Genomic DNA, 26,527 nt, shown 5'->3' on the forward strand with positions numbered 1-26,527 from the left:
AACTCCCACTGCCCGGCGGAACCGAACAAATGTAAAGGATTAGGACACATGCGCGACACCGCATCCCGTGCGCCGCAGCGGCGCTCCTTCCGGATTGCCGCCACGGCGATCCCCACCGCCGTGGCCCTCGCCCTGGGAACCATCACCCCGGCGAACGCCCTCCCCGAACTCCCCATTAGCCTCTCGGATTACATCAAGCCGGGGGATTCGCAGCAGCCCGCTCCCACGCGCACCGATACTCCGCAGATTCAGGGGCTACCCGATGGGGTGAGCGTGGATCGAGTGGAGTGGTTGAGCAGCCGCCGCGTGGCGGTGTACATCAATTCCCCCTCCATGCCGCAGAGCCCTGTGCAGGTGCAGATCCTGCTGGCCCGCGATTGGCATTCGCAGCCCGATCGCACCTTCCCGGAGGTGTGGGCGCTCGATGGTATGCGCGCCCGCGACGATGAAAACGGCTGGACCAGCGCCACCAACATCGAGCAGTTCTACTCCGATAAGAACGTGAACGTGATCCTGCCCGTGGGCGGGGAATCTTCCTTCTACTCCGATTGGCTGGAGGAGGATAACGGCCGCCACTACAAGTGGGAGAGCTTCCTCATCAACGAGCTCGTTCCGGTGCTGGATAAGGGCTTCCGCTCCAATGGTGAGCGCGCCGTCACGGGTATCTCGATGGGCGCTACGGCGGCGGTGAACCTCGCCGCACACAATCCGGGCCTCTTTAACTTTGTGGGTTCCTTCTCTGGATACCTGGACACCACCACGCCGGGCATGCCCGCGGCGATCAACGCGGCGATGTCGGACGCCGGTGGATACAGCGCCACGAAGATGTGGGGCTCCTATGGTTCCGAGGAGTGGAAGAAGCATGATCCCAAGCTCGGGTTGGATGCGCTGAAGGGCACCCCGGTCTACGTTTCTGCGGGCTCCGGGCGCGAGGAGAACGGTCAGGTCACGGTGCCTAATCCCACCGACCGCATGACGGGCATGGGGCTAGAGGCCGTCTCCCGCATGACCACCCAGACCTTCGTGAATCGCGCCAAGAGCGCCGGAGTGGACGTCACCGCCCGCTTCCGCGATGCCGGTATTCACTCCTGGCCGTATTGGCAGTTCGAGATGACCCAGGCATGGCCCATGATTGCTGATTCTCTGGGTGTGCAGGCTGGGGATCGCGGTGCGGAGTGCGCCCCGATTGGTGCGATCGCGGACGCCACCGCCGCCGGTGCCATCGGCACCTGCGTGAATAACGAGTACGACGTCGCTGGTGGGGCGGGTAAGGCCCAGGACTTCCTGGGTGGAACGGCCTATTGGTCCGAGGCTACGGGAGCCCAGGTGCTCTTTGGCCGCATTAACGCCCGCTATGCCGAGTTGGGCGGCCCCGCCTCCTGGCTGGGTTTCCCGCGCACCACCGAGCTGAGCTCCCCGGACGGCAAGGGCAAGTACGTGCTCTTTGAGCACGGCGCGATGTACTGGTCGGAGGAAACGGGAGCTATCCCCGTGAGCCCGGCCATGATGGACGCCTGGGGCGGAGCCAACTACGAGACTGGCGAGATGGGCTACCCGGTGGCCGATGCTGTGAGCTCCGGGGATTCCCAGGTGCAGCAGTTCCAGAATGGCGTGATCGTGAGCACCGGCGCGGGCGAGGACGCCAAGGCTTTCCACTTGAGTGGTGCCATTGGCCAGAAGTACGCGGAACTGGGCGCGGCTACCTCCTGGCTGGGCATGCCCACCTCGAACGTGATTCGTATTCCCGGTGGCACGCTCCAGCAATTTGAGCAGGGCAATATCTACCACTCCGAGGCCTCCGGTGCTCATGCCATCCGCTACGGCGACATCTTCGACGCCTGGGGCGAGGACAAGTGGGAGCAGGGCGAGTTCGGCTGGCCCACCGCGGACCAGGCGGATATTCCGGCAGGCGGGCAATACGTGCAGTTCCAGCACGGAAAGATTAGCCAAGTAAACGGAAAGATTGAGAAGGAGCGTTCTTAACATGCCGCGCCGTGGCCTGATTCTGAGTGCCCTGGTTCTGTGCACCGGCCTGGGGGTTGCCGCCTGCGGTGGTACCACCGTGGAGGGCGGCGGGAGCGATAACACCGTGGCCCCGCTCACCCGCAGCCAGGGCACCACGAGTGCCAGCCCGACGTCGAGTAGCAGCGCAACGAGCTCGGCAGAGGCGACGTCGCAAAGCCCCGCGCAGGGAGCGGGGCCGACGCAGGAGCACGATCTGGGTGCGCGGGAGATTGAATCGCTCCCGGAGCCGCAGGGCGCCACCACCAAGGAGGAACAGGATTACCTGGATGCGGTAGCCGAGGGCGGGGTGGATACCGAGAAGGTGTCCGATCAGCTCATTGCTGCGGCGCAGTCGGTGTGCACGGCGGCGGAAGAGGGCGGCGAAGGCGATGCCACCGCGCAGGCCATCGGCGGGCAGCTCGCGGAGCAGGGCTATACCGAGCTCGACGCCGCCAAGGCCGCGGAGCTGATCGAATCGGCGGCGCGCAAGTCCTACTGCTAAAGGCGTAGTCTTGGGCAAATGCGCAAGGTTATAACGATCCTCGCCGCGGTGGCCGTGATGGTGGTCATTGGAATGGGCGTGGCGAAGTGGGCTCTCGACGGCGATTCTTCCGGAACGCCGCAGGAACCTGCCGCCCAGGGGCCGGAGCAGGCCCAGGAAGAGACCCCGGAGCAGCCGGAATGGTGCCCCGAGGTGGAGGTGATCGCCGCGCCGGGAACCTGGGAATCGGGTGCGGAAGACGATCCGATTCACCCGCACGTGAACCCGCTTTCCTTCCTGCTTACGGTGACGAACCCGCTTCAGGAGCGCTACCCGGAGGATCGGGTGAAGGTGTGGACGCTGCCCTATACCGCGCAATTCCGCAACGTCAGCGCGCCGATGGAGATGAGCTACGACGATTCCCGCACCCAGGGCACCGATCGCGTGCGCGCGGAGATGATGGAAACCCACCAGCAGTGCCCCGGCACAGACTTCGTGCTCACCGGCTTTTCCCAGGGCGCGGTGATTATGGGTGACCTTGCCGAGGAGCTAGGTGGGGAGCAGCCCTTCATACCCGCCGAGCGGGTGCGCGGTTTTGCCTTGGTGGCCGATGGCCGCCGCGTGGCGGATCAGGGCGTGGCCGTGGGCAATCCCGTCTCCGGGGTGGGCGCCGAGGTGGCGCTGCAACCTCTTAATGCGGCGGTGCAGCCCATCGTGCCCGGTGCCACCATGAGGGGGCCGCGCAGCGGCTTCGGAGTGCTCAATGATCGGGTATCCCAGATCTGTGCCCCGGATGACCACATTTGCGATGCCCCCAGGGATGTGGGCAATGCTTTGGGGCGCGCGCGGGACATGATCTCGGCGGGCGGGGTGCACGCGCAATATGGCACAAATCCCAATGTGTTCCCAGGAACCACCACTAACCAGTGGTTGGTGGAGTGGGCTAGCGGTCTGATTGACGCTCCGCCCGCAACACCACACCCTTAGTATTTCTCGCAAAAGTATATTGTGCGGTAGATTCCTCAGTGGAACTAACACTGACCCCTATCCCGCGACCGTCGCACTTGGCGGTGGGAAGCAGAAGGAGACTTCATGGATCTCAATGCGGCCTTAGCCACGTTCTTTAACGAGAAGGGGGAGATCACCATTGATCCCCGCCTCACTCTCGCCGGACTCTCCGAGCTTCTGTACCAGCAGGATTTAGCGGCCGGAGGCGGGGAGCGCCTGGGGTTGCGCTACTGGGACTACCAAGGCACGGGTGAGGCAGTGGAATACACCCGCTCGCAGATCAACACCCGCATCAAGGCTGTGGCGGTGCGCCTGCAACAAGTGGCGGAGTCGGGGCAGCGGGTGGCCCTGCTCATGGGCAATACCCCGGAATACCTCTTCGGCTTCCTCGGCGCCCTCTATGCGGGTGTGACCCCCGTGCCGCTCTACGACCCCCGCGAGCCGGGCCACGATGCTCACCTGCGGGCCGTGTTCCACGATTCCAACCCGCGCATCGTGCTCACCAACAAGGCTTCCGCCCCCGCCGTGCGTTCCTACTTTGCCGATCTTCCCGGCACCGAGCGCCCGCGCATTATTGCTATCGACGCCCTGCCCGATGCCGTGGCGGTTTCCTGGACGAATCCCCTGGAAAAGCCCGAAGCACAGGCCTACCTCCAATCCAAGGGAGTGGCCCCCTTGGATCTTCCGGCCTTCCTTCAATACACCTCTGGTTCCACGCGCACCCCGGCGGGCGTGCTGCTCACGCACCGTTCGGTGCTCACGAACACCCTGCAAATTTTCGCCTCCGGTAAATTGCGTCTGCCCATGCGCCTGGTGCTGTGGAGCCCGCTTCATCACGATATGGGCCTTATCCTGGCCGTCTTTGGTCTCATCTTGGGCTTTGAGACGGAACTGATGAGCCCTCGCGATTTCATCCAGCAGCCTTCCCGCTGGATCAAGCAGTTGAGCAAGCGCGGCCCAGAAGATGAGATGGCCGTATATACCGCCGCGCCGAACTTCGCCCTGGATCTTGCGGTGCGCTACGGCAACCCCGATGAGAACACGGACCTCTCGCAGCTCGATGGCATCGTGCTGGGGTCGGAGCCCATCACCGAGCGCTCGCTCAGGGCCTTCCACGAGGCCTTTGCTCCCTATGGCTTGGCGCGCACTGCCGCGCGCCCTTCTTATGGCTTGGCGGAGGCCTCCCTGCTGGTCACCACGCCTCAGACCGAGCAGCGTCCCATCACGGCCTACTTTGACCGCGAGGCCCTCACCCAGGGGCGCGCGAAAAAGGTGGAGCCGGATCACCCCGCAGCGGTGGCACTGATCTCTAACGGGCAGGTCGTGGTGCCGCAGCGCCTGGCGGTGGTGGACCCGGAGACGCGCCAGGAACTCCCCGATGGTCATATTGGCGAGCTGTGGAATCACGGCGCGAATCTGGCCGCCGGGTACTTCAACCGCCCGGAGGAAACCCGCGAGACCTTTGCCAATACCCTCGCCGGCCGTTTGGAGGAGGGCTCTCGGGCCGCCGGTGCCCCGGATGAGGGCTGGTTGGCCACCGGGGATTTGGGCGCGATCATCGAGGACGAGGTGTATATCACCGGCCGCCTCAAGGACCTCATCGTGATTGCCGGGCGTAATCACTACCCGCAGGATATTGAGTTCACCGTGGGGCAGGCCACGCAGCAGGTAGATCCGGTGGCGCTGGCGGCCTTCTCCGTTCCCGGAGAGGAGGCTGAGTACCTGGTGATCCTGGCCGAGCGTGCCGAGGGGGCCACGCAAGAGGATGACGCCGCCGCTATCGAGGCCATCCGCACCGCGGTGAGCGCTGCTCACGGGGTCACTCCCAAGGATGTGCAGATTCTTCCTCCGGGTAGCATCGCGCGGACGTCGAGCGCCAAGATTGCTCGCCGCGTGGCTCGCAAGAACTACCTTGGTTGACCGGCAGGAACCTTCGTCTATCGCAGTCGCATTGTAGGGGCTCGGAGGGTACCCTACGTGGACGGCGATAGTAGCCTTTATTTTTCGCAACTACCCTCCCGAGGAGAATCCCCGCATGGCAGACAGCCCCCGTTCCTCCACCCCCATGACCGCCTCCCAACTGCGGCAATGGCTGCGCGAATGGGTGGCTGGGGTCACGGAGGTTCCGGTGGAGGAGGTCACCGATGACCGCCCGTTGGAAAACCTGGGCCTTTCTTCCCGCGACGCCGTGCTGCTCTCCGGGGAATTAGAAAATCTGCTGGGCCGCAAGCTCGACGCCACGGTGGTCTACGAGCACCCCACCATCGGAGCCCTGGCCACGCACCTGCTCAGTGGGGGCGCGGGCTCGGGCAAGTTCGGCGTGGTGGGCACCGCCCCGATTGCCCAGACCAGCGCTGCCCCCGAGGACCACGATATTGCCGTGGTGGGTATGGCCACCCGCTTCCCTGGAGCCGAGGGCCTAGAGCAGATGTGGAGCCTCCTGGTGGAGGGCCGTGATGGCACCACCGCCAACCCCCCGGAAGGCCGCTGGTCCGAGTACGAGGGCGATCCGGTGGCACGGGCCAAGATGGCCGAGCAGAACCTCGCGGGCGGATACCTGGAGGATATTTCCTCCTTTGATGCCGAGTTCTTTGGTCTTTCCCCCTTGGAGGCCACCAACATGGACCCGCAGCAGCGGATCATGCTGGAACTCTCCTGGGAGGCGTTGGAGCACGCCCATCTGCCCGCCAATGAGCTGCGCGGCACCCCCGTGGGCGTGTTCTATGGCTCCTCGAATAACGACTACGGCATGTTGATCGCCTCGGACCCGCAGGCAGCGCACCCCTACGCGCTCACCGGGACGTCGAGCGCCGTGATCCCCAACCGCGTTTCTTACGCCTTTGATTTCCGCGGCCCCTCGGTGGCGGTGGATACGGCCTGTTCCTCCTCTCTGGTGGCGGTGCACCAGGCCATTCGCGCCCTGCGCGCGGGCGACGCCACCGTGGCCCTGGCCGGTGGCGTGAACATCATGGCCTCCCCGTTCATCTCCACCTCCTTTGGGGAGCTGGGCGTGATTAGCCCCAGCGGGCACATTCACGCCTTCTCCGATGATGCGGACGGCTTCGTGCGTTCCGATGGCGCGGGCGTGTTCGTGCTCAAGCGCGTGTCCGACGCCGTGGCCCACGGCGATACCATTCTGGCGGTGCTGCGCGGCTCGGCCATTAACTCCGATGGTCACTCCAATGGGCTCACGGCCCCCAACCCGGAGGCCCAGGTGGACGTGCTACGCCGCGCCTATGCGGACGCCGGGGTGGACCCCGCCCAGGTGGATTACGTGGAGGCCCACGGCACGGGCACGGTGCTGGGCGATCCCATCGAGGCCACGGCCCTGGGAGAGGTGCTGGGCGCGGGGCGCGAGGCGAGCAACCCCACGTTGCTGGGTTCGGCTAAGTCGAACTTCGGCCATTCGGAATCGGCGGCGGGCTCGGCGGGCCTGGCCAAGGTGATTCTGAGCATGAAGAACGAGGTGCTGCCGCCCTCCATCCACTTTGTAGGCCCCAACCGCTACATCGACTTTGACGCCGAGCGTCTAGAGGTGGTGGAGGACCCCCGCGAGTGGCCGCAGTATTCCGGCCGCAAGATCGCCGGTGTCTCCGGCTTTGGCTTTGGCGGCACCAATGCGCACGTGGTGGTCAGCGACTTCGAGCCCGCCGATTACCCCGGCTTGACCCCGCAGGTGGAGGGGCATCTGAATGACCCCGAGGACGCCACGGCGCTGCTGCCGGTATCCGGTCACCTGCCCTCGCGGCGCAAGGCTCAGGCGGCGGCGCTGGCCGCCTACCTGGAAGAGCACCAGGACACCTCGCTGCTGGATCTGGAACGCACCCTGGCGGGCCGCAACCACGGGCGCTCCCGCGCCGTGGTGCAGGCGGACTCGGTGGAGGAGGCCATCAAGCGCCTGAGCCGCGTGGCCGAGGGTAAGAAGTCCCTGGGTATCACCGTGGCGGATTCCCCAGCTGCCACCGGGCCGGTGTTCGTGTACTCCGGCTTTGGTTCCCAGCACCGCAAGATGGCCAAGGATCTCGTGGCGCTCTCCGCCTTCTTCCGGGATCGCCTGGAAGAGCTGGATTCGCTGGTGCAGTATGAGTCTGGATGGTCCATGATGGGGCTGATCCTGGACGATGAACAGACCTATAACACCGAGACCGCCCAGGTGACCATCACCGCCATTCAGATCGCACTCACCGACCTGCTGGCTGATCTGGGTGTGCGCCCGGCGGGCGTGATGGGAATGTCGATGGGCGAGATTGCGGCGGCCTATGCCTCCGGCGGTCTGACGGCCCGCGAGGCCATGCGCATCGCCTGCCACCGCTCCCGCCTCATGGGCGAGGGGGAGAACTCCCTGGCCGAGGACGAACTGGGTGCGATGGCCGTGGTGGAACTCTCCACCGAGGCCTTGACGGCCCTGGGCGAGGAAGAGGAACGCTTTGCCCGCATCGAGCCCGCCGTGTACACCGCGCCGGGCATGACCACCGTGGGCGGTCCGCGCCCGGCCGTGGCGGCCCTGGTGGAGCGCCTGGAAGGGGAGGGCAAGTTTGCCCGCCTGCTAGCCGTGAAGGGCGCGGGGCACACCAGCTCCCTCGATCCCATCCTGGGTGAACTCGCCGCCGAGATCGAGGGCCTGAATCCCCGCCCGCTGCATACCCCGCTCTTTAGCTCCGTGGACCGCGGCCGCGTGTACCAGCCGGGGGAGACGGTGCACGATGTCGATTACTTCCTGCGCTGTACCCGCCACTCCGTGTGGTTCCAGGATTCCACCGAGGCGGCCTTTGCCGCAGGGCACACCACTTTGGTGGAGATCGCCCCGAACCCCGTGGCGATGATGGGCATGATGAGCACGGCCTTTGCCGCCGGAAAACCGGAGGCTCAGCTGCTCTTCGCCCTGAAGCGCAAGGTCCCCGCTGCTACCTCGCTGCGCGATCTTCTTTCCACCTTGTACGTCAACGGCGCCCCCGTGGACTTCCGCAAGGTGCGTGGCCTGGGCGCCACGCTTTCCGACGCCCCCGGCATCCAGTGGAAGAAACAGCCCTACTGGACTGCCGCGCGCCCGTCGAGCGGCAACAGCGCCCTGCCCGGTACCAAGGTGACGCTTCCCGACGCCCGCCTGGCCTTCGGCACCGAGGCCACCCAGGTTCCCTCGGCCCTGGCGCTCATGGAGGCCGCCGTGGCCGCCGTGGACCCCAAGGCAAAGTTGGTGGCGAACCAGGAGCACGCCCCCCTACCTGCCACGGGTGAGGTGACCACCATCGTTTCGCGCCACCTGGGCGGCCTTTCGCTCGCGGTGTACGCGGGTTCGGGCACCGCCCTGGCGGAAGGCTTTGCGGCCTCGGCTGGGCTGCCGGGTATCGAAGAAACTCCGGCCGCACCGGCCCCCGCTGCTCCGCGCACGGGTATCCCGGACGCGCGAGGCGAGATCGAGGTGGAAACCCGCCACTGGGACCCGAACTCCGGGGAGACGGTGGAACAGCGCCTGCGCTCTATCGTCTCGGAGTCGATGGGCTATGAAGCCGAGGATTTGCCCTTGGAGCTGCCGCTCATTGATCTGGGCTTGGATTCCCTCATGGGCATGAGGATTAAGAACCGCATTGAAAATGACTTCCAGATTCCCCCGCTTCAAGTGCAGGCGCTGCGCGATGGTTCCGTGGCCGATGTGATTACGCTCGTGGAGCAGGCCGTGGCGGGTAAGGCGGAGGCTGCTGCCGAGCCTCAAGCTGCTGAGCAGCAGGAGAGCGCTGAGGACACCACCGGGGCGTCGCCAAGCGAGAACAAGGCGCAGGGCGTGGGCGTGGCCCCGCGCGATGCCTCCGAGCGCCTGGTCTTTGCCACCTGGGCGGGCCTGGCCGGTGCCGCTGCGGCTGGTGTGAACAGCGAGCTTCCCGAGGTTTCCGCCGAGGTGGCCGAGGCCATTGCCGCTCGGTTGAGTGAGCGCTCCGGGGTGGAGATCACCGCCGAGCAGGTGGCGCAGGCACAGACTTTGGAGCCGCTGGCCGACCTCGTGCGCGAGGGCCTAGAAACCGAGGTAGAGGGCAATATCCGCGTGCTGCGCGAGCGCCCCGAGGGCTCGCAGGCCCCGGCGGTATTTATGTTCCACCCGGCGGGTGGTTCCTCGGTGGTCTATCAACCGCTGATGAGGAGGCTCCCGGAGGAGGTTCCGGTGTACGGCGTGGAGCGCCGCGAGGGTGCTTTGGAGGAGCGCGCGGCGGCCTACCTCGATGAGATCCGCGAGTACGCGAAGGGTCACCCGGTGATTCTGGGTGGGTGGAGCTTTGGCGGCGCGCTGGCCTACGAGGTGGCGCACCAGTTGCGTGATAGCGAGGTGGAGGTGCGCACCATCGCCCTGCTCGATACCGTGCAGCCCGCCGAGGCGATCCCGGATACCTTGGAGGAGACCAAGGCCCGCTGGGAGCGATACTCCGCCTTTGCCAAAAAGACCTACGGCCTGGACTTCCCCGTGCCCTATGAACTGCTGGAAACCGCGGGCGAGGAGGCCATGCTGGGCATGCTCACGGAGTTCCTGAGCACTACCGACGTCTCCGAGCACGGCCTGGCCGCCGGGGTGCTGGAGCACCAGCGCGCGAGCTTTGTGGATAACCGAATCCTGGACAGCCTGGACATGCAGCGCTGGGCGGACGTGAACGTTCCGGTGCTGCTCTTCCGCGCCGAGCGCATGCACGAGGGTGCCATTGAACTAGAGCCGGCCTACGCGAATATCACCCCCGATGGTGGCTGGGCGGCCATCGTGGAGGACCTGGAAATCGTGCAGTTGCACGGCGACCACCTGGCCGTGGTGGACGAACCCGAGATCGCTACGGTGGGAGCACATCTGACCCGCCGCATTGAGAACCTTGAAAGGGGCAGCAAATAGTGGCCACCACTGCGGAAAAACTCGCAGACCTTCAGGAGCGCCTGGATAAAGCCCAGGACCCCGGCAGCGAGCGCGCCCGCGCCAAGCGCGACGAGGCCGGGCGCTCCACCCCGCGCCAGCGCATCGCCGCGCTGCTAGATGAGGGCTCCTTTGTGGAGATCGGTGCGCTGGGCAAGACCCCGGGCGATCCCGAGGCCATCTACTCCGACGGTGTGGTCACCGGCTATGGGCGTATCGACGGCCGCCCGGTGGTGGTCTATGCGCATGACAAGACCGTGTACGGCGGCTCCGTGGGCGTGGCCTTTGGCCGCAAGGTGGCGGAGGTCATGGATATGGCGATCAAGATTGGTTGCCCGGTGATCGGTATTCAAGATTCCGGTGGCGCCCGTATTCAGGATGCCGTGACCTCCCTGGCGATGTACTCCGAGATTGCGCGGCGCCAGATGCCGCTCTCCGGGCGCAGCCCGCAAATCTCCATCATGCTCGGAAAATGCGCCGGTGGCGCCGTGTATGCCCCCGTGACCACTGATTTTGTGATCGCCGTGGATGGGGAGACGGAGATGTACGTCACCGGTCCCGCCGTGATTCGGGAGGTTACGGGCGAGGACATCAGTTCCGCGGAACTCGGCGGCGCGCGTCAGCAGGAACTCAACGGCAATATCTCCGCCGTGGTGAACAGCGAGGACGAGGCCTTTGACCTGGTGCGCGACCTCCTCGAACACCTGCCCTCCAGTTGCTTTGACCCCGCCCCCGTGGTGGAGGCCCCCACCGATGAGGAGGTGGCCGAAACCCGCGCGCTGGATACCTTCATGCCGGATGACACCAATGCCGGATACGACATGATGGACCTGCTCACTCAGCTGGGCGATGACGAGGACCTCATCGAGATTCAGGAAAACTTTGCCCCCAACCTCATCTGCGCCTTTGGCCGCATCGACGGCCGCACGGTGGGCTTCGTGGCTAACCAACCCATGCACTACGCGGGCTGCATCGACGCCGACGCCGCCGATAAGGGCGCGCGCTTCATCCGCACCTGCGATGCCTACAACATCCCCGTGATCTTCGTGGTGGATACCCCCGGCTACCTGCCCGGCGTGGCTCAGGAGAAGGAGGGCTTGATTCACCGTGGAGCCAAGCTGGCCTTTGCCGTGGTGGAGGCCACCGTGCCCAAGGTGGCGCTCATCGTGCGCAAGGCCTATGGCGGAGCCTACGCGGTGATGGGGTCGAAGAACCTCAGCGGTGACATCAACCTCGCCTGGCCCACCGCGCAGATCGCCGTGATGGGCGCGGCGGCGGCCGTAGTGATGATTCAAGGAAAGCAGATCGCGGCGGCACCCCCGGCGCAGCGCGAACAGATGAAGAAGCTCTTTATGGACTTCTACGATCAGAACATGACGTCCCCCTATGTGGCGGCAGAGCGAGGATTCCTCGATGCGATGATTCAACCGCGCGATACGCGGCTGGAATTGCGCCGTGCGCTGCGTCAACTGGCGGATAAGCGCGACGCCGATTTGCCCAAGAAACACTCCATTGCGCCAATGTAGCGTAGCGGTCTCTTATTTTGTAAGGTGTAAAAGAAAATTAAAGGTTGCCCCGCTTCACCTTTGCGTAGGGCACCTTCACTCTTATTCTCTCAAAGGAGAATCCTTATGCTGTTTTCTATTTTGAAGGGCCTGGCCCTGGCCACCGGCCTGCTCTCCCTGGGCGCCCAGCCCTTTGGCTCCAGCGATATTGCGGCCCCGGAGACCGTGGCGTCCAGCGAGGCCGCCCCGGCAGCCTCTGCCGCTGACCGTGAGGCCGCGGCGGAGAAGGCCGTGAGCGCCATCGAGGAGAAGGCCGGCCACGACCTTGTAAACCTCGATTTTGATGGCGATGCCGTGGTGGTTCGCCCGGTGGAATCCTTTGACGAGGAGGCCGACCAGGACGCCATGAGCGAGATCTTCGATGCCCTGGCTGCCGTGGGCTACCAGAACATCTCCGCCGTGGGCAAGCCCCTGTCCTTTGAGCTGCCGGAGGTAGATCCGAGCACGCTGGTGAACTCGGAGGAGAACGAATCCGTGGAGGCTATCGCTCTCCCGGAGATTGACCCGGAGTTTAGCCACGTCATTAAGGCGTAAGAAAAGCGAATAAAGCGGGAAAGCAACTAACGTTGCTTTCCCGCTTTTCTTATGCGCAGAAACTAGGCCTCGGGAATGTCGATGGAGAAGCGCTCCAGGGTCATCTCGGAGGGCTCGGGGCCACCGCGCTTGCCGGTATCCAGGGCGTCGATAGCCTGAATCTCCTCTTGGGTGAGGGAGAAGTCCAGGACGTCGATGTTCTCCGCGATGCGCGCAGGGCGCACGGACTTCGGAATCACCTGCACGCCATTGTGAATGTGCCAGCGCAGCATAACCTGGGCCGGGCTCTTGCCATAGCGCTCGGCAATTTCTCCGATGGTGGGGTCATGCAGCGGGCTGGACTTGCCGCCGCCATAATCCACCACGCCACCGATGGGCGACCACGCCTGCGGCAGGATACCGTGCTCGCGGCACAGGGCCACCACCTCTGGCTGCTGGAAGTAGGGGTGCAGCTCGATTTGGTTTATGGCGGGCACCACCGTGGCCTTCTCTAGCAGGGCGGTGAGATCGCGCTCCATGAAGTTGCTCACGCCGATGGCGCGCACCTTCTTCTGCTCGTAGAGGGTTTCCAGGGCGCGGTAGGCCTCTAGGGTGCGCTCAAAGTCCACGGTGAGCGGCTGGTGGAGGATGAACAGGTCAATCTGCTCTACGCCGAGCTTGCCGGTGGCTTTCTCCCAGGCGTGAAGGGTCTCTTCGTAGCCGTAGTCGTTGATCCACACCTTGGTTTCCAGGAATACATCCTCGCGTGCCAGGCCGGATTCGCGCACGGCCTCGCCCACGCCGCGCTCGTTTCCGTAGGCGGCTGCGGTGTCGATGTGGCGGTAGCCGGCGCGCAGGGCCTCGGCCACGGCGTCGTGAGTTTCCTGGGGCGGGGTCTGGAATACACCGAAGCCCAGGGCGGGAATGGTTACTCCGTTGTTCAGTGTCAGGTTTGGCATAGTCACCTGGCCCATCCTAGGGAGGAAGCGCGGAACGTAAGGGGGTACTGCTATTACCTGGTTAGGCCTTGAAGAAATAGGTACTGTGTGGTGGCTGTGGAGATAGTGGACGTGTACACACGCCTGTGCGAGGCGATGTTGAGTGCCGATGTGAAAGTTCTGGATTCCCTGATGGCCGATGGTGCGGTGCTCACGCACATGACCGGATACGAGCAGAGCAAGGCGGAATGGTTAGAGCACATTCAATCCGGGAAGATGGTGTATCACGGGATTGATACGCAGGCGGTGGAGCAAGAGGGGGAGGATTCCTTTATCGCCCGCAGCTATACCGAGGCAACGATATGGGGAGCACACGGCACGTGGCCGCTGCAATTGAGCGGCCGCTGTGAGCGCGTGGGCGATACCTGGGTGCTTGCGAACATCGTGGCCTCCACGTGGCAGTAAAGAAAATAAGGAAAAAATAGAAGTGAAGAAAAAGATAAAAGAAAATGACGTGGATGGTTACCTCCGCGTCCGGAGCCGCCGCAGCCTGTGGGTCAATGAGACCTATGCGGCCGCGGCCCTCGTCATTGCCACGGCCATTGCCCTCCTGTGGGCCAATCTGGGTTCCGGGTACGAGCACTTTTGGCACACGGAGGCCGGTTTTTCCCTGGGGAGCTTTGATCTCAACCTCACCCTGCACGAGTGGGTGGATGAGTTCCTCATGGCCTTCTTTTTCTTCATGGTGGGCCTGGACGTCAAGCGAGAATTGGTGATCGGTGAGCTGCGCCTTCCGGGGCGTGCCCTCCTGCCGGTTTTCGCGGCCCTGGGTGGTTTGATCGTGCCCGCTGTGATCTTTGTGCTGCTCACCAGTGGGACGTCGGCAAGCTCCGCGTGGGGAACGGTGATTTCCACCGATACCGCCTTTGCCCTCGGCCTGCTGGCCCTTATCGGGCCGCGCAATGCGCCCCGCCTGCGCTTGTTCCTTTTGGCCCTGGCGGTGATTGACGATATTGGTGCGCTCACCGTGATCGGTGTGTTCTATACCGATGAACTCAATGTGCGCGCGCTGGCGGCTGCGGCCATCTTGCTGCTGAGCATTTGGGTGATTCAGCGCGCGGGCGTGTGGCACATGTTCCCCTACGTGGTGCTTTCCCTGCTCACCTGGTACGCGGTGTACAGCTCGGGAGTGCACGCCACCCTGGCGGGTGTGCTCATTGCGCTGCTGCTGCCGGTGCGGGTGATTAGCCGGAAGGATCTGGAATCGGCGCACGAGATTTATCACCTCTTTAGCCAGGCTCCCACTCCGGGGGCGGCCCAGACGGTGCGCGAATCTATGGTGTACCTCATCCCCATGAATCAGAGGCTTTCCGACGTCCTGCCGCTGTACGTGAACTACCTGATCGTTCCGCTCTTCGCGCTCGCCAATGCGGGCGTGATTATCAGCGGGGATACCCTCGCGGCGGCGGCCTCCTCCACGCTCACCTGGGGTGTGGTGGTCGGTCTGGTGGGCGGCAAGCTCTTGGGTATTACGGCGGCCTCCGCGCTGGTGCTGCGGTTTATCCCCAGCTCCCGCCTGCCGGGATTGGACCTCCCGCGCATCGCCGGTATTGGTGCTCTCTCGGGCATGGGCTTTACCATCTCGCTCTTGGTGACGGGCCTGGCTCTCGACGATGAGGGGCAGCAGGCCCAGGCCCGCATGGGCGTGCTGGGGGCCTCTCTCCTCGCGGTGATCGTGGCGGCGGTGATCTTCCGCCTGGGTGATCGTTTCCGTCCCCTGAGCGAGCCCAAGGGAGAAACCCTGGTGCGCCCGGTTGATCCGCAATACGATCACTTTGTGGGGAATCCGAATGCCAAGGTCTCCCTCGTGCATTACACCGCCATGACGCATGGGTACCGCACCAGAATGGAGGAGACCTTGCGCGAGGCCTATGATCTGGTGGACCGGGAACAGATCAGCATTGTGTACCGGCACCACGTGGAAAACTCCGATGAACTACTTCCGGCTTTGGCGCTGGAAGCGGCGCATCGGCAGAACAAGTTTTTTGAGATGCACGCTGCCCTGGTGAACTTCCCCGGCGATCTTGGGGAGGAAGAGATCTACGAGCAGGCGCGCAAGATCGGCCTGAATATGGAGGAGTTTGAGGCCAGCATTATGCGCGCAGACGACATGGTGCGGATTCAGGACGATAACCTCGATGTCGAGGAAATCGAGTCCGAGGGAGAATCCATCGTGTATCTCAATGGGCGCCGCGTGGAAGGCCCCATGAATCGCTGGCGCCTGATGGAGGAATACAACAGGCTGGTCAAAGAGTAGCGGCGAGCTCTTCTAGCCTCGCCGCCGAGGTGCTGCCGGGGGCGGCGGTATAGGCGTTGAGACTGAACCCCTCGGGGCCGGGCAGGAGCAGGACCTCGTAGCGCAAATCGAGCTCGCCCACCAGGGGGTGCCGCAGTGCTTTATCTCCGTGGCGGTGCACCCACACCTCGCGCATGGTCCACCGCTGGCGGAAGAGTTCGCTGGAGTGCAGGAGGTCGTCGATGAGCGCGGGCAGCTGGGCATCGTAGGGGCGTCGGGCGGCCTCCATGCGCAGCGAGGCGGCCGAGTGAATAGTAATTTCCTCGTAATTGGGAAAGAAATCGCGGGCGTGGGGATCTAAATAGATGAAATAAACGATGCTGCGCTGCCCTTGCGGAGATTGAAGAATGGGGGAGAGCAGCGCCTTGCCCAGGGAATTGGCGGCGACGATGGCGAGTTTGGCATCGCAGATCACGGCGGGGGTTTCCATGCTGTGCAGGATGCGCGTGATCGTGGGGCGCAGCACGGGGCTTTCCGGGGTATCCTGCGCAGGGCTGCGCCCCGCAAGGTTGTTCTCCGCAGGGTTACCCTCCGCCGATCTCCCCTCCACAGAACCAGTGCCCGCAGCAGATTCCGCCAGCGAGCGGGGCATCGTGGCCGCCCGGGAAAGGAGGAATAGGTATTCCCTTTCCACCTCATTGAGTTGAAGGGCGCGGGAGAGGGCATCGAGAATATCGGGCGAGACCCCGCTGAGATTCCCGCGCTCAATGCGGATGTAATAATCCACGGAGATATTGGCCAGCCGTGCTACCTCCTCACGCCGCAGCCCCGCCACCCGGCGCACGGTGTTATCGGTGGATACCCCAGCCTGCGCGGGGGTAATCCGGGAGCGCCGGGTGTGTAGGAACTCGCTGGTGTGCTGCTGAATGGTATTCACGGTGCTTTAGGAGGTTCGGCGGGCGGCAATGGCGCGCCAAGCAGACATGAGGATGCCGGAGGTCACCGCCGCCACGATCATGAAGGACCAGTGCGGTACGGCGCCGTGGCGCAGCCCCCAAATACACAGCCCCACGATCACCGTTCCCGGCCACACGAGGCCGAGGCTGCCCCATAGCGTAGCGGGGCGGCTCTTCCCCCACAGCAGGAACGCCCAGGTGAGCGCGATCCCCAGGAGGAAGGGCCACAGGGTGTTCAGCCAGCCGAGTACCGTCAGCGGCATATCCTCGCTGCGGTGCGCGATACGAGCCAAAAGGGCAAAGAGGGCGATGGCCAGGGAATCGTAAAGAACCCAGCGGGTTGCACGAGATGAGTTCATAGTGCCGATTATTCTCCATCGGCGGCTTTGGCGCGATTACGCCCCCGGATAACCCAGAACCAGAGGAATACCACCCACCCCACCGCGGCCAGCAGCACGAAGGTGAGCATGCGGAACACGATGGCGGCGGCCACGGCCAGCGAGGTGGGAATCTCACCCAGAGCCACGAGGGTAGAGGTGAGCATGACGTCCACCGGGCCAAGGCCGCCGGGGGTGATCTGCGCCTGCCCCACGAGTTTGGCGGCGAGGAAGGAGAGCGTGACCCCGGCGATGTCCGGGTGACCCCCCACGGCCACCACGCAGGCCCACAGGCACACGATCTCCGCCACCCATTTGAGGGTGGACCACAGCAGCGCCAGCAGCAGATCCGGCAGCGGAATATCCACGGCGCGCAGCTGAGTGCGCAGCCCGGAGAGCTTATCCGTCCAGCGATCCTCGGGCGCGTGGGTGCGGCGGTTGAACCAGCGCAGAGCGCGCAGCAATCCGGCCTCCACGGTGGCGGGGTTGCGGGCGGCCCAACTCACGGCGTAGAGCACGGCCACCAGCCCCACTATCGACGCCCCCAGGGTCAACGGCTGCACTGAGGCACCCATGAAGAACACCGCAATGAGCCCCAAAATCGCCATGCCCGCCGCGGCGAGCAAACCGGAGACCACCATGTACCAGCTGGCCACCACGGTGCTGGCTCCCCAGGCCAGTTGTTCCCGGAAGATCATGGCGGCGGCCACGGCGGGGCCACCGGGGAGCGTGGCGGACCACGAGTTTGCTGCTAAACCCAGGGCGTTCGCGCGCCCGCGCCCGCATTTAACCCCGGTGGAACGCAGCAGGGAGACCATCATTTCCGCCTGGAAGAGCATGGTGATGGCCGTAAAGAGCACGGCGATGGCAATGTAGCGATTATCGGCGTCTTGGAGGGCTACCCAGCCTTCGTGGAGAAAGTGCGAGTTATCCCGCAGCAGGTAGGCCAGAATCCCCAGAATGAAGAGGACGAGGCCATAGCGAAACCACGGGCTGCGCACCCACTTCCACACCGTTACTTCTCCATCCTTTGAATGAGATCCTTAAAGGGCACCAGGTGATCGTCCTGGGAGGTGGTGCGCCCGCCGCGGGCGGCCTCGGACTCCTCGATCACCACGGCCTCATCAATGCTGACCTGGTTCGTTGGCTTTCGAGCGGGCTCTACCGGGCTGGTGGGCTGCGGGGCGGCGGGCTCGGTTCCGTGGCCCAGCCGCGCGTAGGCGCGGCGCAGCCAGCGAGGAGCCCACCAGTTATCCTCGCGCAGCAGGTGCATGACGGCGGGGACGAGCGCCATGCGGATCACGGTGGCGTCGATAAGCAGGGCTGCGATCATGCCGAAGGCGATGTACTTCATCATCACGATCTCGGAGAAGCCAAAGGCCCCGGCCACCACAATCATGATGAGCGCGGCGGCGGTGATGATCCCGCCGGTGTGCGCGGTGCCGTACTTGATGGCGGTATCGGTGCTGGCGCCGCGGTCGCGGGCCTCCACCATGCGGGAGACGAGGAATACCTCGTAATCCGTGGAAAGCCCGTAAACGATGGCCACGATGAGCACCAGAACCGGGCTCATCAGGGGGCCTGCGGTGAAGTTCAGCAGGTCCGCGCCCACGCCCTGAACGAACATGAGGGTGAGGATTCCCAGGGTGGCGCCCAGGCCCAGGATGGTCATGATGATGGCCTTGGCGGGCAGGATGATGGAGCCAAAGACTAAGGCCATGAGCAGGAAGGTGGCCAGCACGATGTACAGGGCCATCCAGGGCAGGGTTTCTAGCAGGGCTTCAATGGATTCCACCTCCATCGCGGGGGTTCCCGCGATATATACATCGACACCCTCGGGGACGTCGATGGCGCGCAGCTGCTCGATCACGCTTTGGTTATCGGCGCGGTTTTCAATACCGGCGGCCAGCACCGTGGTGCCGTCCTGGCTGGGGTGGGTGGGGCTAAAGCGCCCGGTGAGTCCGGTGACCTCATTGGCCTGCTGGTAGACGGTGCTCAACTGGCGATTATCCGCGCCGGTGACCACCAGCTTGATCGGCTCGGTGCGGAAGGCGGGGAAGGCCTCGTCAAAGGATGCCTGGGCCTGGCGAGTTTCGTTATTGGGCGGAAGATACGTCTCATTGATACCGCCAAAGGTGATGCTGAACAGCGGAATAGACAGGGCGAGCAAGCCCCCGGCGATCACCACGGTGACGGCCTTGGCGTGCTTCATCGCCCAGGCCGGTATGCGCCACCAGAAGGTCTCTTCCAGGCGCTTGCCGCGCCGCGAGGTGCGGCGCACGGACCAGCGATCAATGTTGTGCCCCAGCAATCCAAAGAGGGCCGGTAGCACGCTCACGGAGAGCAGTGCTGCCAGGCCCACGGCGGAGATCGCCCCATAAGCCACCGATTTGAGGAAGGCCTGCGGGAAGATCATCAGGCCGGAAAGAGCCACGGCCACCATCGCGGCGGAGAACACCACGGTCTTACCCGCCGTGGCGGTGGTGGTGGCTACCGCCTGGGGGACGGGGGTGCCCTTATCCATCTCCTCGCGGAAGCGAGAGACCATAAAGAGGCCATAATCAATGGCCAGGCCCAGGCCCAGGAGGGTGACCACGGACTGCGCAAACACATTGACCTGCGCGCTGCTGGCCAGCAGGGAGAGGATACCCAGGGAGCCCAAGATGGAGAGCACGCCCACGATGAGCGGCATGGTGGCCGCCACCACGGAGCCGAACACGATAAGAAGCAGCACCGCCACCACGGGCAGGGCCACGAGTTCTGCGCGCGAAATATCCCCGGCCATGCCCTCATCGAGGGAATCGGCCACGGCGGTAGCCCCGGCTACCTCTAAGGTCACGCCTTCGGGCAGGGGTTGGGAGCGCAAGGAATCCTCGATAGCGCGGTAATCCTTGAGGGTCTGCTCCCCGTTACCCGCCAGGCCGATGGCGGCAAAGGCCTGGGTGCCATCGGCGGTAATCATCTCCGGGGCGCGGTTAGAAAAGTAACTGGTGATGTGCTCTATTTCCCCGGAGTGCTCTTCTTTGAGCGCGGTGAGCTGGGTATTAATGGAATCGGCCAGGGCGGGATCGCTGAGCGTGCGGCCCTGCTCTGGGTTCACGGAGTACAGGGCGATCACATCGCCGCTGTTATCGCGCCCAAAGGTCTCCTGCTCGATTTTTGCGCCCAGGGTGGAATCCGCGCCGGGGTCCTCCCAGCCTTCCTGGCTCAGGCGATCACCTAAGCGCAGCCCAAAGATGCCGTAGAGGGCGAGGATGAAGAGCACCACGACGGCCGGGATAATGCGGCGGTGGCGGTAGGAGAATTGACCCCAGCGCAGGAACACGGGCGCTATCCTTTCTGCTCGGCGTCGGGTTGCTTGGCTTCGGGCGTAGCGGCGGGCGCGGGCTGTGCAGGAGCGGCGTCGTCAGCCACCCTCTCCCACAGGAACTCCGTAATCGTGTGATCCATGTTGAGCCCGCGCCCCTCGAACTTGGTGCGCACCTGACGATCGGTGAGCACGGGGCACTCCGCCCAGGGCCAGCCCCGGTAGCGCAGCAGGGGTTCCACATTGACCAGTTCGCTGATCCATTCGGCGTATTCGGCGTGATCGGTGGCCACGTGGAGTATCCCGCCGGGCTTGAGCCGGGTGGCGATGAGGTGCAGGGGACCGGATTGGATAATGCGCCGCTTGTGGTGCCGGGCCTTGGGCCAGGGGTCGGGGAAGAAGATGCGCACCCCGTCCAGGGAACCCGGAGCGATCATGCGGTTGAGCACCTCCACGCCGTCGCCACGCACCATGCGGATATTCTCCACACCCTCGCGCAGCGCGGCCCCCATCATCTTGGCGAGGCCGGGCTTATACAGCTCCACGGCGATGATGTTCGTTTCCGCCTCTAGCGGTGCCATCGCCACGGTGGAGGTGCCGGTGCCGGAGCCGATTTCCAGAATGGTGGGGTGCCCGCTGCGGCCAAACCATTCCTCTATATTGATGGGCTCATCGCTCATCACGCGCCCCAGGCGCGGCCAATGCTCCTCCCAGGCGGCTTGCTGGTTGGGGGTGAGCGTGCCGCGGCGGAAGGATACGGTGCCCAGGCGCGGATAATCCAGCCCGTCATCGAACTCCGATTGGAGGGGCCTGCCCTGGGGGAGGTCACCGAGGCCAGGGGTGGGGTGCATAGCAGAAGCGTTCATCTCCTACAGCATATCTATGCACCGTGGCGCTTATCGACGCCCCCGGCGCAGCCAAGGCCGATGGGCGGATGTGGCGCGGACAACCGATGAGATAGGAGACAGGGGTACCGCTGGGAGGCCGTGATACTGGTTTTGCGATAGGTACCGAGGAAAGGGGGCGGGGGAGCGCGATTGGGGAGGAATACGGGCGTGAGGCGCGTGAGGGCAGGAGTGAAAGCTATTTTCCTCTTGTGCGAAAGTGGGGGATTACCCCCGGAAGGGGGTAAATTGAAAATGTGGCCGGACTCTCGCTCGATGAGACATACCAGGTAAACGGGTAGACGATTATAATGTTATATGCACTCGGGGAAATGTGAGCAGCGATAAAGTGCTTTTCTGCTGTGGAGATGGATACGCTGGGTGAGTATCGCAGAGAAGAGCGACCGAAGATCAGGAGTAGGTTATGACCGCTGCCATCAAGGGTCTGCAAGGACCAGCGCCCACGAAGAACGAGGAACTGCTGAGGTGGCTCTCCGAGGCCGTAGATCTCTTCCAGCCAGAGCGCGTGGTATTCGCGGATGGTACGCAGGAAGAATGGGAGCGGCTGACCTCGGAACTCGTTGAGGCGGGTACCCTCATCCGACTCAACGAGGAAAAGCGCCCCAATAGCTTCTTGGCTCGTTCCAATCCCTCCGATGTGGCCCGCGTGGAATCGCGCACCTTCATCTGTTCCCCCACCGAGGAGGGCGCAGGCCCCACCAATAACTGGATGGAGCCGGAGGCCATGAAGGCGGAAATGCGCGAGCACTTCGCCGGTTCCATGCGCGGACGCACCATGTACGTGGTTCCCTTCTGCATGGGGCCGATCAGCGACCCCGACCCCAAGCTCGGCGTGCAGCTCACGGACTCCGCCTACGTGGTGCTTTCCATGCGGATTATGACCCGCATGGGTAAGGAAGCCCTGGACAAGATCGGAGACCACGGCGACTTCGTACACTGCCTGCACTCCGTGGGCGCCCCCCTGGAGCCGGGGCAGGAGGACGTCGCCTGGCCTTGCAACGACACCAAATACATCACCCAGTTCCCCGAGACCAAGGAAATCTGGTCCTACGGCTCCGGCTACGGCGGCAATGCCATCCTGGCCAAGAAGTGTTACGCGCTGCGCATCGCCTCCGTGATGGCTAAGGAGGAAGGCTGGATGGCCGAGCACATGCTCATCCTCAAGCTCACCTCCCCGGAAAAGAAGGTGTACCACGTCGCGGCCGCCTTCCCCTCCGCCTGCGGCAAGACCAACCTGGCCATGATTACCCCCACCATTCCCGGCTGGTCTGCCGAGGTGGTGGGCGATGACATCGCCTGGCTCAAGTTCCGCGAGGATGGCCACCTCCACGCCGTGAATCCCGAAAACGGCTTCTTCGGCGTGGCCCCCGGCACTAACTACTCCTCCAACCCCATCGCCATGAAAACGATGGAGCCGGGCAACACCCTATTCACCAACGTGGCGCTCACCGACGACGGCGACGTCTGGTGGGAAGACATGGGCGAGGCTCCCGCTCACCTCGTCGATTGGCTGGGCAACGACTGGACGCCCGACTCCGACGGCCTGGCCGCCCACCCGAACTCCCGCTACTGCGTGCCGATCGCGCAGTGCCCGGTGGCCGCCCCCGAGTTCGACGATTGGGAAGGCGTGAAGATCGACGCCATCCTCTTTGGCGGCCGACGCCCCGACACCGTTCCGCTGGTCACCCAATCCCACGATTGGGAACACGGCACCATGATCGGTGCGCTGCTCGCCTCCGGTCAGACGGCCGCCGCCGCCGAGGCCGCCGTGGGTACCCTGCGCCACGACCCGATGGCCATGCTCCCCTTCATCGGATACAACGTGGGCGATTACCTGAATAACTGGATTGAACTGGGCAAGAAGGGCGGGGATAAAATGCCGCCGATCTTCCTGGTCAATTGGTTCCGCCGCGGCGATGACAAGCGCTTCCTGTGGCCTGGCTTCGGCGATAACTCCCGCGTGCTCGCCTGGATCGTGGATCGCATCGAGGGCCGCGTGGGTGCCGACGAAACCGTGGTGGGCCACACGGCGCGCGCCGAGGACATCAACCTTGACGGCCTGGACACCCCGATCGAGGACGTGCGCGAGGCGCTGAGCGCTCCCGCCGAGCAGTGGGCCGGTGACCTAGAGGATAACGAGGCCTACCTGCGATTCCTAGGAGAGCGGGTGCCCGGAGAAATCTGGGATCAGTTCCGGGCCTTGCAGGAGCGTGTTAAGGCGGCTTCTGCTTAAAGAGGACGCTTGGTAGATAGAGGGCGGCGGCCGCGGGTGGGGTGCGGTGGCCGCCCTCTTCTATGGGGGTGGGGGCCTGGTGAGGAAAATATGAAAGCCCTTGTCTCCGATTTTCTCAGCTCTTAGAGAGATCAGCTACAAGGATAACTTCTGCCAAATAGGATAGACAAAAATCCTTCACCATATCCAGTTGCGCAGGCCGGCCCGCCTCTACGACAGCTCAGAGAGCAGCCGGGCCTTTTCTTCCTCAAAGGCCTTTTGCTCTTCGGGGCTCATCGTGGAGGTATCCCACCCGTAGCCATTGCCGCCGTCGCCACCACGGCCACCTTGCCCGGTGCTGCCGCCAGGGGCACCGTCGCCGCCGTGTCCGCCGGATTGATTGGGAAGTGTGGCGTTGGCCCCATCTTCCCCGTTCTCGCCTTCGAGTACTCCATCTTTTCCATCGGGAGCCGGAGGAGGCGTGGTGGTGGGATAAGCGGTGCTGGTGCTGGTGCTGGGCTTGGCGGAAGAAGAAGGAGAGGAAGAAGCGGGTGTGGTTTCGCTTTCTTCTGCTCCGCAGGCCGAGATAAGCAGGCTACTAGTGATGATGAGAGGAAGAATCTTCTTTTTCATCTGTGTGCTCCTTACTTACTAAGGTGCGGCGTAGCCCCATTAATACGGCAACTTTTCTAACCGCGCACCTCTTCTTCTCCGACAACCCCAATGGGAACCCGCACCATCTCGTCCTGCCCCACGTTGTAGGAGCGCGAGACGAGAGCACTCACCGCGTACTTCCCGCCCGGCAGGGGAGTGAGCCAGGGGTCGGCCACGGCTACCTCGGCCAGGGTGAACTTCGCGGTGGTGATCGCCAGGCCCTTGTACTTGCGCACGCTGCCACTCTGCGCACTGCCATCGCTCGCGGCGTCGGCCTGCATAGAAGAAGCCTCGTAGTCGCGGCTGAAAGCCACACGTTGTCCGTCGAGGGTGCTCGCTCCGTTCTTGGTATTCACGGCCCCGCCGGTGGTTTTTGCGAATTGGAAGGCCAGGCGGGCGTCGAGCACGAGGTCGGCGGTGGGCGCTGGCGGCGTATGGGGGCCGGGTTCGGGGGAGTAGTTCAGCGGGATAAAGAACTCTTCGGCGGGATTGTTGGAGCCTGCTCCGGGGTAGACGTACACGCCCCAGTTGTCGCCGGAGGGATTGGCGGGCGGGTCCACGGTGATGCGCGCGGTAAAGGTGCCGTCGGCGTGGAGGGGCTGGGCTACGCGCGCAATGGAGCGGCGCATTTCGATGGGGCCGGAGGGGATGGATTCTAAGGTGCCCTCGGGCATGACCCAGGCCATGCGGTCGTGAGGATGGGTGCGGGTGGCGGAATCGGCGCCCTCGCTGGGTTTCCAGTGTTCGGGGAAGGCCCCGTAGAGAACAAAGAGCCCGTTGGGGGTGCCGGGTGGCACGGGGAAGGGAAAGCCGCCGCGGTTAGCCTCGGGGGAGAAGCCGCTGCCGTGGACGAGGAGCACGTCGCCCCGATGTACGGTGGCTCCGTCTGCGGGGGTGCCGTCCTCAAAGGTGACGCTCACGCTGGGGTTTTCCTGAACCTCGGGGAAGAGGGAATCGGGGATGGTGGGCGTGGCTGCTTGGGTGGGAAGGGAAATAGTGAGGCTCGTGGCGGCCAGCACTGCGCTCACAGTATTTCTTAGGGTTGCCTTCATATTCTTTACTCTAAAGCAAGGCAACCCTAAATGTCTGTGGTCTTTATCCCAAAGCGATGCGGTGCAGCAGCGAGCGCTGGTTCTCGCTGAAGTTGTTGTCAGAGGCCACGAGTAGCTGGGCGCGACCGTCGGCAAGCCTCTCGCCCCAGGCCAGGGCCTCGATGTTGTCCGGGTGCTCTGGCAGGGAGGAAAAATCAAAAACGAGCTCCTTGTGCACCGGCGTTTCCTCCCCGGTCAGGGCTTGCTTGCCCAGGACGTTCGTCGCGCCGTCGAGAGTAATACGGTAAATCTCCCCGCGGTTGCCCTGCCCGGCCACGTAGCCGCGCTCAATGATGTAGAAGCTGCCGTCGTCCCCCGCGATGATCTCGGAGATGCCGCGGTCGCGCGCGCCGGGGTACAGCGCGCCCACCTCCAGCGGATACTCCGCGATGGCCTCGCCCGTGCTCAGGGAATACTGCGTGAGGCGCACGCGCATGCCGTGCTCCTCGGTGTTCATGGGGCCGTCCTGGGCGAGCGCACCCTCGTTGGCCGTCATCACCACGTCCGGGCTCACCACCGCCAGGCCCTCGTTGGCTTTGTTGTGGCGAATACCGGAGGTGCCCTCGGGGTTGGGCTCGTGATAATCGGGCACGTTCAGACGGCGCAACTCCTGGCCGGAGGCATCGCTGATAATCACGCTCGGCGCGCGGAAGTCACCCTCCTTGGCCCAGCCCTCCGACGTCCAGGCGAAGGTGCCATCGGCCAGGCGACGCACCGATTCCGGGTCCACCGCGTGCTCGCCATAGGGCTGACCAGCGGCATCGCGCAGCAGCACCGCGCCGGTGACGGTGGGGGTGGAGCCATCCTCGGGGATCGTCATGCGGTACGCGCGGGAGGGGAACTCCTCGGCGGAATCATCGGAGAGTGCCACGTAATCCTGCCCGCCCAGGTGCTCCAGGCCGGAGATGCCGCCGAAGGGTGCATCCGTACCCAGCGCGGCGGTGACCTCCGGAGACTGTGCGGCGTGGGTCATATCGGTGGTGCCCAGGTATTTGGCGGGGAAGATGGGTTGTGGTGTGGGGGCTTCCGGGGCCGGGGCGGAGGAGAGTCCGGGGAGGGCTAGGGGGACGGTGAGCAGGGCGGCAGCGGCGCGGAGCGGGAACATGCCGGAGAGCCTAAGCCACGCGGGTAGCGGGAAAGTTACGGGAGGGTGAATAGGTGGTGCTTATCGACGTCGCGGGGGTGGGGGTTTGTGTTTGGTGAACCGAGATGACTGTGAGTGTGACTGTGAGTGTGACTGTGAGTGTGACTGTGAGTGTGACTGTGAGTGTGACTGTGAGTGTGACTGTGAGTGTGACTGTGAGTGTGACTGTGAGTGTGACTGTGAGTGTGACTGT

General features: G+C 64.2%; 19 protein-coding genes and 1 pseudogene. 10 read left to right on the plus strand and 10 right to left on the minus strand.

What is annotated here, in order from left to right:
* The first annotated feature begins 48 nt into the window (after positions 1 to 48).
* From Clow_RS10995 to Clow_RS11025, 7 genes are all read left to right on the plus strand, one after another.
* A complete protein-coding gene (locus Clow_RS10995; protein ID WP_055179186.1) occupies positions 49 to 1,983 on the plus strand; it encodes an alpha/beta hydrolase-fold protein in 1,935 nt (644 codons plus the stop codon).
* 1 nt (position 1,984) lies between these two features.
* Positions 1,985 to 2,506: a DUF732 domain-containing protein gene (locus Clow_RS11000; RefSeq protein WP_055179188.1), complete on the plus strand. Its 522-nt coding sequence runs from the start codon at positions 1,985 to 1,987 to the stop codon at positions 2,504 to 2,506.
* 18 nt (positions 2,507 to 2,524) lie between these two features.
* Positions 2,525 to 3,472: a cutinase family protein gene (locus Clow_RS11005; protein ID WP_055179190.1), complete on the plus strand. Its 948-nt coding sequence runs from the start codon at positions 2,525 to 2,527 to the stop codon at positions 3,470 to 3,472.
* A 105-nt stretch (positions 3,473 to 3,577) separates the two neighbouring features.
* Entirely contained in the window at positions 3,578 to 5,413 is a 1,836-nt protein-coding gene (locus Clow_RS11010) for a FadD32-like long-chain-fatty-acid--AMP ligase (protein ID WP_055179191.1), read from the plus strand.
* A 115-nt stretch (positions 5,414 to 5,528) separates the two neighbouring features.
* The gene (gene pks13, locus Clow_RS11015) at positions 5,529 to 10,358 is read left to right on the plus strand and encodes a polyketide synthase Pks13 (RefSeq protein ID WP_055179193.1); all 4,830 of its coding nucleotides are present in this window, start codon (positions 5,529 to 5,531) and stop codon (positions 10,356 to 10,358) included.
* The gene (locus Clow_RS11020; protein WP_055179195.1) at positions 10,358 to 11,902 is read left to right on the plus strand and encodes an acyl-CoA carboxylase subunit beta; all 1,545 of its coding nucleotides are present in this window, start codon (positions 10,358 to 10,360) and stop codon (positions 11,900 to 11,902) included. Before pks13 ends, Clow_RS11020 begins: the two co-directional genes overlap by 1 nt.
* A gap of 105 nt (positions 11,903 to 12,007) precedes the next feature.
* A complete protein-coding gene (locus tag Clow_RS11025; RefSeq protein ID WP_055179196.1) occupies positions 12,008 to 12,475 on the plus strand; it encodes a hypothetical protein in 468 nt (155 codons plus the stop codon).
* A gap of 62 nt (positions 12,476 to 12,537) precedes the next feature.
* On the opposite strand, the gene Clow_RS11030 is transcribed toward Clow_RS11025, so the two are convergent.
* Complete coding sequence (locus Clow_RS11030; RefSeq protein ID WP_055179226.1) at positions 12,538 to 13,419, minus strand: aldo/keto reductase; 882 nt, start codon at positions 13,417 to 13,419, stop codon at positions 12,538 to 12,540.
* 84 nt (positions 13,420 to 13,503) lie between these two features.
* On the opposite strand from Clow_RS11030, the gene Clow_RS11035 reads away from it, so the two are divergent.
* Positions 13,504 to 13,857, plus strand: a complete 354-nt coding sequence (locus Clow_RS11035) for a nuclear transport factor 2 family protein (protein ID WP_156334939.1) — start codon at positions 13,504 to 13,506, stop codon at positions 13,855 to 13,857.
* Between the two features lie 22 nt (positions 13,858 to 13,879).
* A complete protein-coding gene (gene nhaA / locus Clow_RS11040; RefSeq protein ID WP_245625765.1) occupies positions 13,880 to 15,709 on the plus strand; it encodes a Na+/H+ antiporter NhaA in 1,830 nt (609 codons plus the stop codon).
* Here nhaA and Clow_RS11045 read toward each other — a convergent pair.
* The 6 genes and pseudogenes from Clow_RS11045 to trmB all read right to left on the minus strand — a co-directional run bounded on the left by Clow_RS11045 (position 15,699) and on the right by trmB (position 21,194).
* Entirely contained in the window at positions 15,699 to 16,340 is a 642-nt protein-coding gene (locus Clow_RS11045) for an MmyB family transcriptional regulator (RefSeq protein ID WP_370871900.1), read from the minus strand. The two genes, nhaA and Clow_RS11045, sit on opposite strands and share 11 nt — an antisense overlap.
* A gap of 36 nt (positions 16,341 to 16,376) precedes the next feature.
* A pseudogene (locus Clow_RS12275) lies at positions 16,377 to 16,625 on the minus strand (helix-turn-helix domain-containing protein); the annotation flags it as partial.
* A 6-nt stretch (positions 16,626 to 16,631) separates the two neighbouring features.
* The gene (locus Clow_RS11050; RefSeq protein WP_055179202.1) at positions 16,632 to 17,003 is read right to left on the minus strand and encodes a DUF3054 domain-containing protein; all 372 of its coding nucleotides are present in this window, start codon (positions 17,001 to 17,003) and stop codon (positions 16,632 to 16,634) included.
* An 8-nt stretch (positions 17,004 to 17,011) separates the two neighbouring features.
* Positions 17,012 to 18,034 carry a lysylphosphatidylglycerol synthase transmembrane domain-containing protein gene (locus Clow_RS11055; protein WP_055179204.1) on the minus strand — a complete coding sequence of 341 codons (1,023 nt, stop codon included), beginning with the start codon at positions 18,032 to 18,034 and terminating at the stop codon, positions 17,012 to 17,014.
* A gap of 2 nt (positions 18,035 to 18,036) precedes the next feature.
* On the minus strand, positions 18,037 to 20,346 hold the full coding sequence (locus tag Clow_RS11060; RefSeq protein ID WP_055179206.1) for an MMPL family transporter: 2,310 nt from the start codon (positions 20,344 to 20,346) through the stop codon (positions 18,037 to 18,039).
* Positions 20,347 to 20,351: 5 nt separating this feature from the next.
* Positions 20,352 to 21,194: a tRNA (guanosine(46)-N7)-methyltransferase TrmB gene (trmB, locus tag Clow_RS11065; protein ID WP_055179208.1), complete on the minus strand. Its 843-nt coding sequence runs from the start codon at positions 21,192 to 21,194 to the stop codon at positions 20,352 to 20,354.
* Between the two features lie 442 nt (positions 21,195 to 21,636).
* On the opposite strand from trmB, the gene Clow_RS11070 reads away from it, so the two are divergent.
* Positions 21,637 to 23,466: a phosphoenolpyruvate carboxykinase (GTP) gene (locus tag Clow_RS11070; protein ID WP_055179210.1), complete on the plus strand. Its 1,830-nt coding sequence runs from the start codon at positions 21,637 to 21,639 to the stop codon at positions 23,464 to 23,466.
* 210 nt (positions 23,467 to 23,676) lie between these two features.
* Here the strand turns inward: Clow_RS11070 and Clow_RS11075 are convergent, their stop codons facing one another.
* The 3 genes from Clow_RS11075 to Clow_RS11085 are packed head-to-tail and all read right to left on the minus strand — an operon-like array spanning position 23,677 to position 26,295.
* A complete protein-coding gene (locus tag Clow_RS11075) occupies positions 23,677 to 24,078 on the minus strand; it encodes a hypothetical protein (protein ID WP_055179212.1) in 402 nt (133 codons plus the stop codon).
* A gap of 56 nt (positions 24,079 to 24,134) precedes the next feature.
* Positions 24,135 to 25,151, minus strand: a complete 1,017-nt coding sequence (locus Clow_RS11080; RefSeq protein WP_055179214.1) for a hypothetical protein — start codon at positions 25,149 to 25,151, stop codon at positions 24,135 to 24,137.
* A 43-nt stretch (positions 25,152 to 25,194) separates the two neighbouring features.
* Complete coding sequence (locus Clow_RS11085) at positions 25,195 to 26,295, minus strand: esterase-like activity of phytase family protein (RefSeq protein ID WP_055179217.1); 1,101 nt, start codon at positions 26,293 to 26,295, stop codon at positions 25,195 to 25,197.
* Positions 26,296 to 26,527: the final 232 nt, after the last annotated feature.

The sequence above is a fragment of the Corynebacterium lowii genome (genome assembly GCF_001412085.1).
GTDB classification, from domain to species: domain Bacteria; phylum Actinomycetota; class Actinomycetes; order Mycobacteriales; family Mycobacteriaceae; genus Corynebacterium; species Corynebacterium lowii.

Excerpts from the sequence above, each read along its gene's own strand:
- Clow_RS11075 (WP_055179212.1), bottom strand. The coding sequence starts at position 24,078 with ATGAAAAAGAAGATTCTTCCTCTCATCATCACTAGTAGCCTGCTTATC.
- Clow_RS11000 (WP_055179188.1), top strand. The coding sequence starts at position 1,985 with ATGCCGCGCCGTGGCCTGATTCTGAGTGCCCTGGTTCTGTGCACCGGC.
- Clow_RS11005 (WP_055179190.1), top strand. The coding sequence starts at position 2,525 with ATGCGCAAGGTTATAACGATCCTCGCCGCGGTGGCCGTGATGGTGGTC.
- trmB (WP_055179208.1), bottom strand. The coding sequence starts at position 21,194 with ATGAACGCTTCTGCTATGCACCCCACCCCTGGCCTCGGTGACCTCCCC.
- Clow_RS11025 (WP_055179196.1), top strand. The coding sequence starts at position 12,008 with ATGCTGTTTTCTATTTTGAAGGGCCTGGCCCTGGCCACCGGCCTGCTC.
- Clow_RS11080 (WP_055179214.1), bottom strand. The coding sequence starts at position 25,151 with ATGAAGGCAACCCTAAGAAATACTGTGAGCGCAGTGCTGGCCGCCACG.
- Clow_RS10995 (WP_055179186.1), top strand. The coding sequence starts at position 49 with ATGCGCGACACCGCATCCCGTGCGCCGCAGCGGCGCTCCTTCCGGATT.
- Clow_RS11045 (WP_370871900.1), bottom strand. The coding sequence starts at position 16,340 with ATGCCCCGCTCGCTGGCGGAATCTGCTGCGGGCACTGGTTCTGTGGAG.
- pks13 (WP_055179193.1), top strand. The coding sequence starts at position 5,529 with ATGGCAGACAGCCCCCGTTCCTCCACCCCCATGACCGCCTCCCAACTG.
- Clow_RS11050 (WP_055179202.1), bottom strand. The coding sequence starts at position 17,003 with ATGAACTCATCTCGTGCAACCCGCTGGGTTCTTTACGATTCCCTGGCC.
- Clow_RS11070 (WP_055179210.1), top strand. The coding sequence starts at position 21,637 with ATGACCGCTGCCATCAAGGGTCTGCAAGGACCAGCGCCCACGAAGAAC.
- Clow_RS11010 (WP_055179191.1), top strand. The coding sequence starts at position 3,578 with ATGGATCTCAATGCGGCCTTAGCCACGTTCTTTAACGAGAAGGGGGAG.
- Clow_RS11085 (WP_055179217.1), bottom strand. The coding sequence starts at position 26,295 with ATGTTCCCGCTCCGCGCCGCTGCCGCCCTGCTCACCGTCCCCCTAGCC.